We start from the raw sequence: 13,894 nt of genomic DNA, 5'->3' as shown, positions 1-13,894 counted from the left end.
GGTCATTTCAAACGCTCCGATTTCTGGAAGGACTTCTGCCGCTTGAACAGGCCCTTGCGGTAGAACGGAAACAGCTGCAGCCAGGTGCGCACCTTGAGCCAGCGGCCGTACAGGCCCATGGGCTCGAACAGCACGAAGAGAATCAGCACCGCGCCATAGACCACCGCCTGCAGCCCCGGTGCCTGGCCGATGGCGGTGGGCAGCCAGTCCTTGCCCAGCGAGATCAGCTGCGGCATGGAGATCAGGAAGATGGCCCCGAGGAAGGCCCCATGCACCGAGCCCAGCCCGCCGATCACGATCATCAGCAGCAGGTCGATGGACTGCAAAATGTTGAACTGGTCGGGCGAGATGAACTGCAGCTTGTGCGCATACAGCGCGCCGCCGATGCCGGCGAGTGCTGCCGAGAGCGAGAACGACAGCGTCTTGTAGCGCGCCAGGTGGATGCCCATGCTCTGCGCCGAGATCTCCGAATCGCGGATGGCCACGAAGGCCCGGCCCGTGGGCGAGCGCAGCAGGTTCATGATCGCCAGGGTGCTGACCACGGCAATCACCAGACACAGGAAGTAGAACGATTCTGTGGATTCGAACTTGAAGCCCCAGATCTCGGGCGGCACCAGGTGCTTGCCCGAGTTGCCGCCCGTGACCGACTCCCAGCGCGCGAACACCTCCTCGACGATGAAGCCGAACGACAAGGTGGCCATGCCCAGGTAGATGCCCTTCACGCGCAGCGCCGGCAAACCCACCACCACGCCCACGGCGGCGGAGAGCCCGGCCGCGCAGGCCAGCGACAGCGCGAACGGCCAGCCCATGCCCGTGAGCACCGCCTGTGTGTACGCGCCCACCCCGAGGAAGGCCGCATGCCCGAGCGAGAACAGCCCCGTGAAGCCGGCCAGCAGCATCAGCCCCAGGCCGACGATGGCGTAGATGAGCACAAAGGTCAGTTGCGCCAGCCAGTACTCGGGCGCCACCCAGGGCGCAGCCACCAGGGCCAGGCCCAGCAGCCCGTACCAGAACACATGCCCGCCATGCTTGGCCAGGCGCAGGTCCTGCTCGTAGGAAGTCTTGAAAAGAAAGCGCATGGGGTCAGACTTTCTTTCTCAGCTTTTCGCCAAACAGTCCGTTGGGCCGCACCATCAGCATGACCAGCACCACGATGTAGGCGGCGGTGTCCTTGAAGCCGTCGGGCAGGTAAAAGCCCGAGAACGATTCCACGATGCCGATCACCAGGCCGCCGACGATGGCGCCCGGCAGGCTGCCGAAGCCACCGACCACGGCGGCCGGGAAGGCCTTGAGCCCGATCAGCCCCATGTTGGCGTGCACGAAGGTGATGGGCGCCAGCAGCAGCCCGGCCACGGCCGCCACGGCCGCCGCCAGGCCCCAGGCCAGGCCGTTGAGGCGCTGCACGGGGATGCCCATGTAGTAGGCCGCCAGCTGGTTCTGCGACGAGGCCTGCATGGCGATGCCGAGCTTGCTGTAGCGAAACAGCGCGAACAGCAGCAGGCACAGCACGCCGGTGGCGGCTATCACGGCCAACTGCTCGGCGTTGAGCACCAGCCCGCCGAGGCGGAACGACAGGTCCTTGTAGGGCACGGGCAGGGTGTGCGTCTCGGTGCCGATGGTGGGGATCATGGTCACCAGGCCACGCAGCACGTAGCCGATGCCGATGGTGAGCATGACGATGGAGAACGCGGGCTGACCCAGGATCGGGCGGATGACGGCACGTTCGAGCACCGTGCCGAACAAGCCCATGGCCGCGATGCTGGCGAGCACCGCCACCCAGAACGGGAAGCCGAGCACCGTCATCAGCGCCAGCCCGCAGAAGGCGCCCAGCATCATGAGCTCGCCCTGGGCGAAGCTCACGGTTTCGGTGGCCTTGTAGATGAGCACGAAGCCGAGCGCGATCAGGCCGTAGATGCACCCCTGGGCGACCCCGCTGATCAACAGTTGCACGAATTGCACACTGGCTCTCCAGAATATTTATACAAAGCATTTGCTTTGCATAAATAATGGTGCCTGTGCGCGGCCTGTATCGCACTCGGGGCTAACCCTGATGGGGGGAATCAAGGCGCATGTTGTCCCTTTGCCGGCGTGCGCGCAATAAGGGTTGCGTCCTATGCGGCGCGAGGAGTAACCGATGGCCATAGAGGTAGAGAAGCAAGGCCGTGTCACGCTGGTGACATTGCACCGCCCCGGCGTGCGCAACGCCGTGGACGCCGCCACCGCCCAGGCGCTGCATGCAGCCTTTCTGGATTTCGAACGCGACGATGGCGCCGACGTGGCCGTGTTCCATGGCGCGGGTGGGCATTTCTGCGCCGGCTGGGACCTGCAGGCAGGTGCCCGGCTGCAGGCCGAAGGCACATCACCCGAAGCCCTGGCCGAGGGGCTCGACTACGCGGCCGGTATGCACAATCCACCGGGGCCCATGGGCCCGAGCCGGCTGCAGCTGTCCAAGCCCGTGGTGGCGGCCATCAGCGGCGCCGCTGTGGCCGGCGGCATGGAGCTGGCCCTGTGGTGCGACCTGCGCGTGATGGAAGAGGACGCCTACTTCGGCGTGTACTGCCGCCGCTTCGGCGTACCGCTGATCGACGGCGGCACGGTGCGCCTGCCGCGCCTCATCGGCCTGTCGCAGGCGCTCGATCTGATCCTCACGGGCCGCAAGGTGGAGGCACAGGAAGCCCTGCGCATGGGCCTGTGCAACCGGGTGGTGCCGCCGGGCCAGGCGTTGGCAGCTGCCTTGCAACTGGCGCGCGAGATCGCCGCTTTTCCGCGGGCCACGCTGCGGGCCGACCGTGCCAGTGCGCTGGCGCAGGAGGGCCTGCCCTTGTGCGAAGCGCTGCTGCAGGAGTGGCAGGGAGGCCGTGCCTGCCTGGCCGAGGCCTTGCAGGGCGCGGCGCGCTTTGGCGCTGGCCAGGGGCGCCACGGCGAGTTTTGAGTGAAAATGGCCCGGTCGCTTGCCGCGCAAGCATCGATTGCTATCAGTTGGGGAGCGCGCTGGCATGCCGCACAGGAACACCATGAGCAAAACAATCACCGCACTGCCGCACGAGTTCGAGCCCGAATTCGTGGCCGGCCTGAAATCCATCTTCGAGGAAAAGATCGTCTTCAACCAGGTGCTGGGCCTGAAGATCACCGGCCTGCACCCCGACCGGGTGGAGGGGCGCATCGAGATGAAGCCCGAGCTGGTGGGCCACTATGCCTACAACCGCGTGCACGGCGGCGTGATCAGCGCCGGGCTCGATGCCATGGGCGGCCTGGCCGTCATGGCGGCCATTGGTGCGCGCCACATGGACGAGGCGCCCGACCAGCGCCTGCACCGCTTTGCCAAGCTCGGTACCATCGACCTGCGCATCGACTACCTGCGCCCGGGCATCGGCAGCCATTTCACGCTGCACGCCGAAGTGCTGCGCCTGGGCTCGCGCGTGGCCACCACGCGCATGGAATTCAAGGGGCCGAACGGCGAGACCATGTCGGCAGGAGCCGCAGCCTACATCGTCTCCTGAGCATCTTTCGGCCAAGGATGTAACAGGCGCATGTGTGATCCCGCAAGCCTTGCAAGTGCATGCTACGGGTGAACCGTTTGGTTACCGTTCTTGCGTAAAGCGCGCATCCATCGCGTAGGCCCCCTCCTACGATGAAGCCTCTTTTCAAGGAGTACCGATGGCCGTGCAAAACCCCTTCTTTGGCAAGCGTGAACCCGAGTCGTTTCAGCCCCGCCACAGTCCTTCCAACGCCACCGGCCTGGGTGGTTCGGTGGCCAGTTCCTCTGCTGCCGCCTCCAATGGCGTGCCGGCACCGGCCCCTGCCAGCCCAGCCCTGGCCAAGCCCTCTTCGGCCACGGATTCCACCGGCAGCAAGCTCACCGTGGGCCCCAACATCAAGCTCAAGGGCGTGGAGATCACCGACTGCGACACGCTCGTGGTCGAGGGCACGGTGGAAGCCACCATGGACTCGCGCGTGATCCAGATCTCCGAGCACGGCGCCTTCCGGGGTTCGGCCGAGATCGACATCGCCGAAATCCATGGCGAGTTCAACGGCACGCTCACCGTGCGCCAGAAGCTCGTGATCTACAGCACCGGCAAGGTCAACGGCAAAATCCGCTACGGCAAGCTGGTGGTGGAAGAGGGTGGCCAATTGGCGGGTGAGATCGAGTCCGGCATCGGCACGGGCAGTGCGTCGTCGGCATTGCGCAACGCGGCACAGCCGGTGCGTGCCGAGCCCACGGCCATGGCGGTGGCGGCCTGAACCCCCGCAGGCCCGCGACCCGTTGATCGGGCCTATGCGCCTTCGTTCCTGGGGCGCGGCACCGGGCGTGGGCGGCCTTCGTCATCGATGGCCACATAGGTCAGGCGCGCTTCCGTCACCTTGACGTAGCGCCCCTGGTCGGCAAAGCGCTCGGCATACACCTCCACCTGCACGGTGACCGAGGTGTTGCCCACGCGCGTGATCGACGAGAAGAACGACAGGATGTCGCCCACGCGCACGGGCTGCTTGAAGATGAATTCATTGACCGCCACGGTGGCCATGCGGCCCTGCATGTAGCGCGCCGGCAGCACCGAGCCGGCCAGGTCGACCTGCGCCATGACCCAGCCGCCGAAGATGTCGCCATTGCCGTTGGTGTCCGCCGGCATGGGGATCACCTTGAGCACCAGCTCCTTGTCTGTGGGCAATTGGGCGGCGGGTGGGCTGAAATTCTCGGACATGGGCACAATCTCGGTTGGGGCTGGCACGGATGCTGGGGGACACCACGGGTGGACTCCAGGGCGGGCCCCGGAAAAACCACCCAGGCGCCAGCCGGGTCGGTAAAAACAACAACCGGAATTGTCCCCCATGCGCCCTGTCGGCGAACCCCTCCCAACCCCGGCCCCGCTTTCCACCACTGCCGCCCCCTCCGACTGGGCCACCATCGGCCGCCTGCTGCCTTATCTGTGGCAGTACAAATGGCGCGTGGTCGCGGCCATCGTCTTCATGGTGGGCGCGAAGATGGCCAACGTGGGCGTGCCCTTGCTGCTCAAGACCCTGGTCGATGCCATGGACCTGAAGCTGGGCGACCCGGCCACCTTGCTGGTGGTGCCGGTAGGCCTGCTGCTGGCCTATGGGGCGCTGCGCCTGTCCACCTCGATCTTCAGCGAGCTGCGCGAGCTGGTGTTCGCCAAAGCCACGCAGGGTGCGGCGCGCTCCATTGCGCTGCAGACCTTCGAGCACCTGCACGCTCTGAGCCTGCGCTTTCACCTGGAGCGGCAGACCGGCGGCATGACACGCGACATCGAGCGCGGCGTGCGTGGCATCGAGTCGCTGATCTCCTTCACCCTGTTCAACGTCGTGGCCACCCTGGTCGAGGTGGTGCTGGTGCTCACGGTGCTGGCCGTCAAGTTCGACGCCTGGTTCGCCTGGATCACGCTGGCGGCGCTGGCGTTCTACATCACCTTCACGGTGCTGGTGACCGAGTGGCGCACGCAGTTCCGGCGCGAGGCCAACGAGTTCGATTCGGCCGCGCACACCAAGGCGGTGGACTCCCTGCTCAATTACGAGACCGTCAAGTACTTCAACAACGAAGGCTTCGAGGCGCGGCGCTACGACGAGAGCCTGGAGCGGCTGCGCCGCGCGCGCCTCAAGAGCCAGACCACGCTGTCCATGCTCAACGCTGGCCAGCAACTGATCATCGCCATCGGCCTGGTGGCCATGCTGTGGCGTGCCACACAGGGCGTGGTCGACGGGCGCATGACGCTCGGCGACCTGGTCATGGTCAACGCCTTCATGATCCAGCTGTACATTCCGCTGAACTTCCTGGGCGTGATCTACCGCGAGATCAAGCAGAGCCTGACCGACCTGGACAAGATGTTTGTGCTGATGGACAAGGAGCGCGAGGTGGCCGACGCCCCCGGGGCCCAGCCACTTTCGGGCCTGGACCAGGCCACGGTGCGTTTCGAGGATGTGCATTTCGCCTACGACACGCGCACCGGCGAGGGCGCTGCCAGAGGCCGGCCCATCCTGCAAGGCGTGAGCTTCGAGATCCCTGCGGGCAAGACGGTGGCGGTGGTCGGCCCCTCGGGCTCGGGCAAGTCCACGCTGGCGCGGCTGCTGTACCGCTTCTACGACATCCAGCAGGGCCGCATCACCATTGCCGGGCAGGAGATCCGCTCCGTGACGCAGGCCAGCGTGCGCCAGGCGATCGGCATCGTGCCGCAGGACACCGTGCTCTTCAACGACACCATCGCCTACAACATCGCCTACGGCCGCCCGGGCGCCAGCCAGGCCGAGGTGGAGGCAGCGGCGCGGTCGGCGCGCATCCACGACTTCATCGCCGGCACGCCGGCCGGCTATGCGGCCATGGTGGGCGAGCGCGGGCTCAAGCTCTCGGGCGGTGAGAAGCAGCGCGTGGCGATTGCCCGCACCCTGCTCAAGAACCCGCCGATCCTGATCTTCGACGAGGCCACTTCGGCGCTCGACTCGGCCAACGAGCGCGCCATCCAGTCCGAACTGCAGAGCGCCGCCCAGAACAAGACCACGCTCTTGATCGCGCACCGCCTGTCCACCGTAGTCGAAGCGCACGAGATCCTGGTCATGGACGCCGGCCGCATCATCGAGCGCGGCACCCATGCCGAACTGCTGTCCCAGCGCGGTCGCTACGCCAGCATGTGGGCCCTGCAGCAAAGCGATGGTGCGGCATGACGCTGGCCTCCATCCGCCGGAACCGCTTTTGAATTCCCTTTGATTCCACTGCCATGCAACCTGTCCTGCTCGCCCTGTCGTTCCTCTCGGAAGAACACTGCGCCCAATTGTCGGAAACCTTCGATCTGGTGTATGTGCCCGATGCCCCCCAGCACCAGGCCGCCATTGCCGAGTACGGCAGCCGCGTGCGTGTGGTGCTCACCATCGGCTCGGTGGGCCTCACCGCCGCGCAGATCGATGCGCTGCCGGCGCTCACCCTGGTCTGCGCGCTGGGCGCGGGCTACGAGAACATCGCCGTGGCGCATGCCAAGGCGCGCGGCATCGTCGTGGCCAATGGCGCCGGCACCAACGACGACTGCGTGGCCGACCATGCCTTCGGTCTGCTGATCGCCGCCGTGCGTGGCATTCCCAAGCTGGATGCCGCCACCCGCGCAGGCGTATGGCGCACGGCACTGCCGCTGCCACCGAATGTTTCGCACAAGCGCATCGGCATCATCGGCCTGGGCACCATCGGCAAGAAGATCGCCCAGCGCGCGCTGGGCTTCGACCTGCAGGTGGGCTACCACAACCGCAGCGAGCGCACGGACGTGCCCTACCGCTATTTCGGCGATGTGAAGTCGCTGGCCGAGTGGGCCGATTTTCTGGTCGTGGCCACGCCCGGTGGCCCGGGCACGCAGCACCTGGTCGATGCCCAGGTGCTCGATGCCCTGGGGCCGCGCGGCTATGTGGTCAACATCGCGCGCGGCAGCGTGATCGACACCGCCGCGCTGGCCAGCGCGCTGCGCGAAGGGCGCCTGGCGGGTGCGGGCCTGGATGTGTACGAGAGCGAGCCCGCGCCACCGGCCGAACTGCTGGACCTGGACAGCGTGGTGCTCACCCCGCATGTGGGCGGCTGGTCGCCCGAGGCGGTGCAGGCCTCGGTGGACCGTTTTGTCGAGAACGCGCGCCGCCACCTCGCGGGCGAGGCACCGGTTTCGCCCGTCTGATTGGCCGACAAGGGCCGTGGCTCAGCCCCCGCCAAGGACCTTGTAGAGCGTGATGCGGTTGGTCTGCTCGGCCAGTTGCAGGCTCAGCAGGGTCTGCTGGGCCGCGTACAGCGAGCGCTGCGCGTCGAGCACCGTGAGGTAGTTGTCGGCGCCGGCCTTGAAGCGGGCTTCGGACAGGGCGTAGACCCGCTCTGTCGCTGCGAGCAGCGAGGTCTGCGCGGTGATGCGGTCCGTCAGCGTGGCGCGCTCGGCCAGGGCATCGGCGGCTTCGCGGAAGGCGGTCTGGATGACCTTCTCGTACTGCGTGAGGGCGATGCGCTGATTGGCCTGGGCGACATCCAGATTGGCCTGGTTGCGGCCGCCGTCGAAGATCGGCAGGCGGATCTGCGGCACGAAGCTCCACAGCAGGTTGCCGCTGCCGAACAGGCCCGAAAGCTCCGTGCTCGCCGTGCCCACGTTGGCCGTGAGCGAGATGCTGGGGAAGAAGGCCGCGCGCGCGGCGCCGATGTTGGCGTAGGTGGCCTGCAGGCTGCGCTCGGCCGCCATCACATCGGGGCGCGAGAGTAGCACGCTCGAAGGGATTTGTGCGGGCACGGCCAGCAACTGCAAGGCGCTCTCGCGCAGCATGGGCACGGGCGCGGCCGCCTGTGTGACGCGCTCGCTGCGCCTGTCGTCGGACACCTTGGCAGCCGCCGGCACAGCGGGCGCGGGCTGTACCGCGGGCAGCAGGGTGGCGGGAACGGGCGAGCCCACCAGCAGCTGCAGCGCATTGCGGTCGCGCGCCACCTGGCTGGTGAAGGCCGCGACGTCGGCGCGCGCGCTGTCCACCGTGGTCTGGTTCTGCGCCAGCACCAGGCCCGAGGTGCCGCCCAGGCGGTGCGTGCGTTCGGTCAAGGAATAGGAGGCTTCGCGCGAGCGCAGGGTTTCCTTGGCCAGCTCCAGGCGCGCCTGGTCTGCGGCGAGGTTGAGCCAGGCGCTGGTGACTTCGGCCACCAGGCTCAACTGCACGCTGCGCTGGTTGTCGGTGACGCGCAGCACCTCCTGCAGCGCCGCCTCGTTGAGGTTGCGCACGCGGCCGAAGAAGTCGAGCTCGTAGCTGGTGATGCCCAGCTGTGCGCTGTACTGCTCGCCGATCTGCGAGCGCCCGGCCGTGGTCAGGTCGGCGGCGGTGCGGGCGCGGCTGCCCTGGGCCGTGCCGCTCACTGCAGGCAGGCGGTCGGCGCGGCTCACGCCGTACTGGGCCTGGGCGCGCTCGATGGCCAGGGCCGCAGCGCGCAGGTCGCGGTTGTTCTGCAGCGCGAGCGCGATGACATCACGCAACTGTGCGGACTGCACCACTGCGTCCCAGCCCAGCGGGGCATAGGCCTCGCTGGCGCCTGCCGTCGTGGCGGCGTTGTCCAGTGCCGCGGGAACCGGGGCTGCAGGGCGGTCGTAGCTGGGTGCCAGATTGGTGCACCCGGCCAGGACCAGCAGGGCGCACAGGGGAGTCAACAGGGTTTTGGACATGCCGATGGACACAGCAGGGCGGGTTGCAAGGGCGCTACGCAATGTCATCATGCCTGCGCCTCCTTCACATCGGTCGGGACATGCGGGGGCGCGGCCGGCTTGCGCGAAGCGAACCACGAGCGCACCAGCAGGAAGAACACGGGCACGAAGAACAGCCCCAGGACGGTGGAGGCCACCATGCCGCCGAGCACACCGGTGCCGATGGCCTGGCGGCCGCCCGCGCCGGCGCCCGTGCCGATGGCCAGGGGCAGCACGCCGAAGCCGAAGGCCAGCGAGGTCATGAGGATGGGGCGCAGGCGCATGCGCACGGCTTCCACCGTGGCGTCGTACAGGTTCTTGCCCTGGGTTTGCAATTGCACCGCGAACTCGACGATCAGGATGGCGTTCTTGGACGCCAGCCCCACGGTGGTCAGCAGCCCCACCTGGAAGTACACGTCGTTGCTCATGCCGCGCGTGTAGGTGGCCAGCAGCGCGCCGATCACGCCCAGCGGCACGGCCAGCATCACCGAGAACGGCACGCTCCAGCTTTCGTACAGGGCCGCCAGGCACAGGAACACGAAGAGGATGGAGACGGCATAAAGCAGGGGGGCTTGCGAGCCCGAGCGGCGCTCCTGCAGCGACGCGCCGGTCCACTCCATGCCGATGCCCACGGGCATCTGGGCCATGATCTGCTCGATGGCGGCCATCGCGTCACCGGAGCTGGCGCCCGGCGCGGTTTCGGCCTGCAGCTCCAGGGCCGGGCTGCCGTTGTAGCGCATGAGCTGCGGCGGGCCATTGGTCCACGACGTGGTGGCAAAGGTCGAGAAGGGCACCATTTCGCCATTGCGGTTGCGCACGCTCCAGTGGCCGATGTCCTGCGGCAGCATGCGGTAGGGTGCGTCGCCCTGCACGTACACGCGCTTGACCCGGCCCTGGTGCACGAAGTCGTTCACGTAGGTGCCGCCCATGGCGCTGGAGAGCACGCTGTTGATGTCGGCCGTGGTCAGCCCCTGGGCAGCGGCCTTGCGGTCGTCGATGGTGACCTTGAGCTCCGAGGTGTTGTCGAAGTTGGTGGTCCGCACGTTGGTGAGGATCGGGTTCTGGCGGGTCAGCTCGATCAACTGGTCCTTGGCAGCGACAAGGGCGTCCTGCCCCAGGCCGTTGAGGTCCTTGATGATGAAGTTGATGCCCGCACTTGAACCCAGCCCGCGCACGGCCGGAGGCAGCGAGACGAAGATGCGCGCGTCGCGGAGCTTGGCGAGGTCCTTGGTGGCCTGGCTGGCGATGACCTCGGCGGACTGGCTGCGCAGCGGGCGTTCCGACCAGGGCTTGAGCCGGATGAACATGCGGCCCGAGTTCTGGTTGCCGTTGTTGCCGGCAATCGAGTTCACACGCAGCACCTCGGGCTTGGCCAGAAAGTAGTCCTTGATTTCATCGAGCACCACACCCAGGCGCTCGTCGGTGGCGCCAGAGGGCAAGGTGATCGAGGCCGTCACGAAACCCTGGTCCTCATTGGGCAGAAAGGACGTGGGCAGTACCTTGAACAGCAGCCCCACGCCCACCAGGATCGCCAGGTAGATGACGACCATGCGCAGGCTGCGCTTGAGCAGGCCGCCCACGACGCGCTGGTAGCGGTTGGCCGTGCGGTCGAAGCTGCGGTTGAACCAGGCGAAGAAGCGGTCGCTCAGGCCGTACAGTCCACGCCTTGGCGGGCCGTCGTGCGCCGCGTGGTGGCCCTTCTCGATGGGTTTGAGCAGGGTGGCGCACAGTGCGGGCGTGAGTGTCAGCGCCACGAACACCGACAGGGCCATGGCCGAGACGATGGTGATCGAGAACTGTCGGTAGATCACGCCGGTGGAGCCTGTGAAGAAGGCCATGGGGATGAACACGGCCGACAGCGTGAGGCCGATGCCCACCAGCGCGGGCGTGATCTCCTTCATGGACTTGCGCGTGGCTTCCTTGGGCGAAAGTCCTTCCTCGCTCATCACGCGCTCCACGTTCTCTACGACCACGATGGCATCGTCCACCAGCAGGCCGATGGCCAGCACCATGGCGAACATGGTCAGCATGTTGATCGAATAGCCCAGCGCCGAGAGCACGCCGAAGGTGCCCAGCAGCACCACGGGCACGGCAATGGCCGGGATCATCGTGGCACGGAAGTTCTGCAGGAAGATGAACATCACGATCACCACCAGCAGCATCGCCTCGGCCAGGGTCTTGACGACCTCCTCGATGGAGGCGCGCACGAAGGGGGTGGAGTCCGAGCTGACCACGCCGGTGATGCCGTCCGGGAAGAAGGGTTCGAGCTCCTTCATCTTGCGCGCCACGGCGTCGGCCACATCCATGGCATTGGCGCCATCGGCCAGCACGATGCCGATGCCGGCACCCGGTTGCCCGTTCAGGCGCGACTTCACGGTGAGGTTGTCTGCTTCGAGCGCCACCCGTGCCACGTCGGCCATGGTGACCACCGAGCCATCGGTGCCGGACTTGAGGACAATGCGCTCGAATTCCTCCACCGTCTGCAGCTTGGTGCGCGCGGTGATGGTGGCGTTGAGCATCTGGCCCGGCGGCGCTGGCTGCTGGCCCAACTGGCCGGCCGAGACCTGTGCGTTCTGGGCGTTGAGGGCGTTGATCAGGTCCGACGGCATCAGCGCGAACTTCTCCATCTTGGCCGGGTCCAGCCAGATGCGCATGGCATAGGAGGTGCCGAACACGTTTACGTCGCCCACGCCGTCCAGGCGGGCGATCACGTCCACCACGTTGCTGGAGATGTAGTCGCCAATGGCCACCTGGGTCACGGTGGGGTCGGGCGAGGTGAACACGTAGGTCACCAGAAAATCCTGGCCGCCCTTGTTCACGAACACACCACGGCTCTTGACGGCCTCCGGCAGGCGGTTCATGGCCGCCTGCAGCTTGTTTTGCACCTGCACCTGGGCCACGTCGATGTCGGCGCCGGGGGCGAAGGTCAGGGTCGTGCGCGAGCGGCCTGCAGAATCGCTGGTCGAATCCATGTACAGCAGGCTGTCGATGCCCTTGAGCTGCTGCTCGATCACCTGGGTCACGGAATTGTCGACCGTGCCGGCCGAGGCACCGGTGTAGGTGGTGTTGATGGTCACGCGCGGCGGCGCGATGTCGGGGTACTGCTCCAGCGGCAGCGTGAAGATGGACATCGCCCCCGCCAGCATGATGACGATGGACAGCACCCAGGCGAAGACCGGGCGGTTGATGAAGAACTGGGCCATGGATCAGCGTGGGTGTGGTGGGGTCGCAGGTCGGTCGGGTGGGGCGGCGCGCAGCGCGCCTCAGGAACTGGCTGCGGCCGATGAGGCCGTGGCCGCCGCAGGCATGGCCCTGTCGCGTGGCTTGACCACCGTGGGCTTGACCGTCTGGCCCACGCGGGCCTTCTGGAAACCGTCCACCATCACCTTCTCCCCGGCCTTGACGCCCGAGATCACCAGCCAGCGGTTGCCCACGGCCTGGCCGAGCTCCACCGGGCGCTTGGTGAGCTTGTTGTCCTCGCCCACGACCTGCACGCTGGGCTCGCCGGCGGCGTTTCGGATCACGGCCTCCTGGGGCAGCAACAGGGCCTGGGGCGCCACGCTGGTGGCCAACTGGGAGCGCACGTACATGCCGGGCATGAGGAAGTGATCGGGGTTGGGGAAGGTCGCCCGCAGGGTGATCGCGCCCGAGGTCGGGTTCACGGCGGTGCCGGTGAACTGCAAGGTGCCTTCCTTTTCGTAGGTGGACCCGTCTTCCAGAATGAGCTTGACCTTGGCCTGGTTGGAATCCACGCGTGTGAACTGGCCTTCCTGCCATTGCTTGCGCAGTTGCAGCAGCTCCGCGCTGGACTGCGTGATGTCGACCTGGATCGGGTCGAGCTGCTGAATGGTGGTCAGCGCATTGGCCTGGTTCGCCGTCACCAGTGCGCCGGCCGTGACGGCCGACAGTCCGATGCGCCCGGAAATGGGCGCGACGATGCGCGTGTAGCGCACGTTGATGCGCGCGGCATCCAGGGCGGCCTGCGCCACACCGACGTCGGCCTGCGTCTGCTGCACTGCGGCCTGGCTTTCGTCGAAGACCTGGCGGCTGATGGCGTCGATCTCGACCAGTTCCGCGTTGCGCTTGGCATTGACCTGGGCCGTGCGCGCCGTGGCCTGCGCCTTGGCCAGGGCCGCCTGGGCGCTGGCCTGGGCCGCTTCGTAGGTGGCCGGGTCCACCTGGTACAGCGGCTGGCCGGCCTTGACCAGCGCGCCCTCGGTGAACAGGCGCTTCTGGATGATGCCGTTGACCTGCGGGCGGATGTCGGCGTTCTGGAACGCTGCCGTGCGGCCCGGCAACTCCGTGCTCAGCGTCTGGCTTTCGGGGGCCAGCACCACCACGCCCACCGCTGGCTCGCCGGCGGGCTTGCCCGCGCCGGCCTGGGCCGGCTGGTCCTTGCCGGAGCAGGCCACCAGGCCGCCGAGGCACAGGGCCGCGATGCAGGTTCGTGCCCAGGCCGGGCTCAGCCGCGACAAGGGGTGGGCAAAGGCGCGGACGGGGGAGGAGGCCAGCGTCAGCGAGCCCGTGGCCGCCGGGCGGCCAGCATTCAGAAGGAACGGCATGGGAGACGGGGAGTCAGAGTTGAAGGCATTGTGGGGGCCATATGTGTACGCACGATAAAGTTGGCAAAGCCGCAGCCGCTGGCGGGCTTTTCTACCGGCAGATGCGCTCCCTCCGCACCGAGGCGGCACTTGCAAGCATCGGGCCAAGCGGCG

At 67.2% G+C, this 13,894-nt stretch carries 11 protein-coding genes; 5 read left to right on the top strand and 6 right to left on the bottom strand.

Features of this window, described 5'->3' with window-relative positions; all coding sequences use genetic code 11:
• Positions 1–2 precede the first annotated feature (2 nt).
• Together U5N23_RS25625 and U5N23_RS25620 are read right to left on the bottom strand one after the other, a co-directional pair.
• A complete protein-coding gene (locus tag U5N23_RS25625; RefSeq protein WP_322595505.1) occupies positions 3–1,079 on the bottom strand; it encodes a branched-chain amino acid ABC transporter permease in 1,077 nt (358 codons plus the stop codon).
• A gap of 4 nt (positions 1,080–1,083) precedes the next feature.
• Positions 1,084–1,959, bottom strand: coding sequence for a branched-chain amino acid ABC transporter permease (locus tag U5N23_RS25620; RefSeq protein ID WP_322595504.1), 876 nt, complete (start codon positions 1,957–1,959; stop codon positions 1,084–1,086).
• Between the two features lie 175 nt (positions 1,960–2,134).
• On the opposite strand from U5N23_RS25620, the gene U5N23_RS25615 reads away from it, so the two are divergent.
• The 3 genes from U5N23_RS25615 to U5N23_RS25605 all read left to right on the top strand — a co-directional run bounded on the left by U5N23_RS25615 (position 2,135) and on the right by U5N23_RS25605 (position 4,242).
• Positions 2,135–2,932 (top strand): crotonase/enoyl-CoA hydratase family protein, encoded by a 798-nt coding sequence (locus U5N23_RS25615; protein ID WP_322595503.1) that lies wholly within the window; start codon positions 2,135–2,137, stop codon positions 2,930–2,932.
• Between the two features lie 82 nt (positions 2,933–3,014).
• A complete protein-coding gene (locus U5N23_RS25610; protein WP_322595502.1) occupies positions 3,015–3,500 on the top strand; it encodes a thioesterase family protein in 486 nt (161 codons plus the stop codon).
• A gap of 157 nt (positions 3,501–3,657) precedes the next feature.
• Complete coding sequence (locus U5N23_RS25605) at positions 3,658–4,242, top strand: polymer-forming cytoskeletal protein (protein ID WP_322595501.1); 585 nt, start codon at positions 3,658–3,660, stop codon at positions 4,240–4,242.
• 32 nt (positions 4,243–4,274) lie between these two features.
• On the opposite strand, the gene U5N23_RS25600 is transcribed toward U5N23_RS25605, so the two are convergent.
• Positions 4,275–4,700 carry an acyl-CoA thioesterase gene (locus tag U5N23_RS25600; RefSeq protein WP_322595500.1) on the bottom strand — a complete coding sequence of 142 codons (426 nt, stop codon included), beginning with the start codon at positions 4,698–4,700 and terminating at the stop codon, positions 4,275–4,277.
• 127 nt (positions 4,701–4,827) lie between these two features.
• Here U5N23_RS25600 and U5N23_RS25595 point away from each other — a divergent pair, with 127 nt between their 5' ends.
• Together U5N23_RS25595 and U5N23_RS25590 are read left to right on the top strand one after the other, a co-directional pair.
• Positions 4,828–6,669, top strand: coding sequence for an ABC transporter ATP-binding protein/permease (locus tag U5N23_RS25595; protein ID WP_322595499.1), 1,842 nt, complete (start codon positions 4,828–4,830; stop codon positions 6,667–6,669).
• Between the two features lie 53 nt (positions 6,670–6,722).
• Positions 6,723–7,655 carry a 2-hydroxyacid dehydrogenase gene (locus U5N23_RS25590; RefSeq protein ID WP_322595498.1) on the top strand — a complete coding sequence of 311 codons (933 nt, stop codon included), beginning with the start codon at positions 6,723–6,725 and terminating at the stop codon, positions 7,653–7,655.
• Between the two features lie 21 nt (positions 7,656–7,676).
• Here U5N23_RS25590 and U5N23_RS25585 read toward each other — a convergent pair whose 3' ends face one another.
• From U5N23_RS25585 to U5N23_RS25575, 3 genes are read right to left on the bottom strand one after another with little or no spacing between them, the layout of a single operon-like run.
• A complete protein-coding gene (locus tag U5N23_RS25585) occupies positions 7,677–9,161 on the bottom strand; it encodes a TolC family protein (protein ID WP_322595575.1) in 1,485 nt (494 codons plus the stop codon).
• A gap of 47 nt (positions 9,162–9,208) precedes the next feature.
• A complete protein-coding gene (locus U5N23_RS25580) occupies positions 9,209–12,382 on the bottom strand; it encodes an efflux RND transporter permease subunit (protein WP_322595497.1) in 3,174 nt (1,057 codons plus the stop codon).
• Between the two features lie 60 nt (positions 12,383–12,442).
• Positions 12,443–13,741 carry an efflux RND transporter periplasmic adaptor subunit gene (locus U5N23_RS25575; protein ID WP_322595496.1) on the bottom strand — a complete coding sequence of 433 codons (1,299 nt, stop codon included), beginning with the start codon at positions 13,739–13,741 and terminating at the stop codon, positions 12,443–12,445.
• Positions 13,742–13,894 lie beyond the last annotated feature (153 nt).

Source organism: Acidovorax sp., from assembly GCF_034519795.1.
Lineage (GTDB): Bacteria > Pseudomonadota > Gammaproteobacteria > Burkholderiales > Burkholderiaceae_C > Acidovorax.
This window is presented reverse-complemented; position numbering and strand designations above follow the sequence as displayed.

Excerpts from the sequence above, each read along its gene's own strand:
- U5N23_RS25595 (WP_322595499.1), top strand. The coding sequence starts at position 4,828 with ATGCGCCCTGTCGGCGAACCCCTCCCAACCCCGGCCCCGCTTTCCACC.
- U5N23_RS25580 (WP_322595497.1), bottom strand. The coding sequence starts at position 12,382 with ATGGCCCAGTTCTTCATCAACCGCCCGGTCTTCGCCTGGGTGCTGTCC.
- U5N23_RS25615 (WP_322595503.1), top strand. The coding sequence starts at position 2,135 with ATGGCCATAGAGGTAGAGAAGCAAGGCCGTGTCACGCTGGTGACATTG.
- U5N23_RS25600 (WP_322595500.1), bottom strand. The coding sequence starts at position 4,700 with ATGTCCGAGAATTTCAGCCCACCCGCCGCCCAATTGCCCACAGACAAG.
- U5N23_RS25625 (WP_322595505.1), bottom strand. The coding sequence starts at position 1,079 with ATGCGCTTTCTTTTCAAGACTTCCTACGAGCAGGACCTGCGCCTGGCC.
- U5N23_RS25585 (WP_322595575.1), bottom strand. The coding sequence starts at position 9,161 with ATGTCCAAAACCCTGTTGACTCCCCTGTGCGCCCTGCTGGTCCTGGCC.
- U5N23_RS25575 (WP_322595496.1), bottom strand. The coding sequence starts at position 13,741 with ATGCCGTTCCTTCTGAATGCTGGCCGCCCGGCGGCCACGGGCTCGCTG.
- U5N23_RS25605 (WP_322595501.1), top strand. The coding sequence starts at position 3,658 with ATGGCCGTGCAAAACCCCTTCTTTGGCAAGCGTGAACCCGAGTCGTTT.
- U5N23_RS25590 (WP_322595498.1), top strand. The coding sequence starts at position 6,723 with ATGCAACCTGTCCTGCTCGCCCTGTCGTTCCTCTCGGAAGAACACTGC.
- U5N23_RS25610 (WP_322595502.1), top strand. The coding sequence starts at position 3,015 with ATGAGCAAAACAATCACCGCACTGCCGCACGAGTTCGAGCCCGAATTC.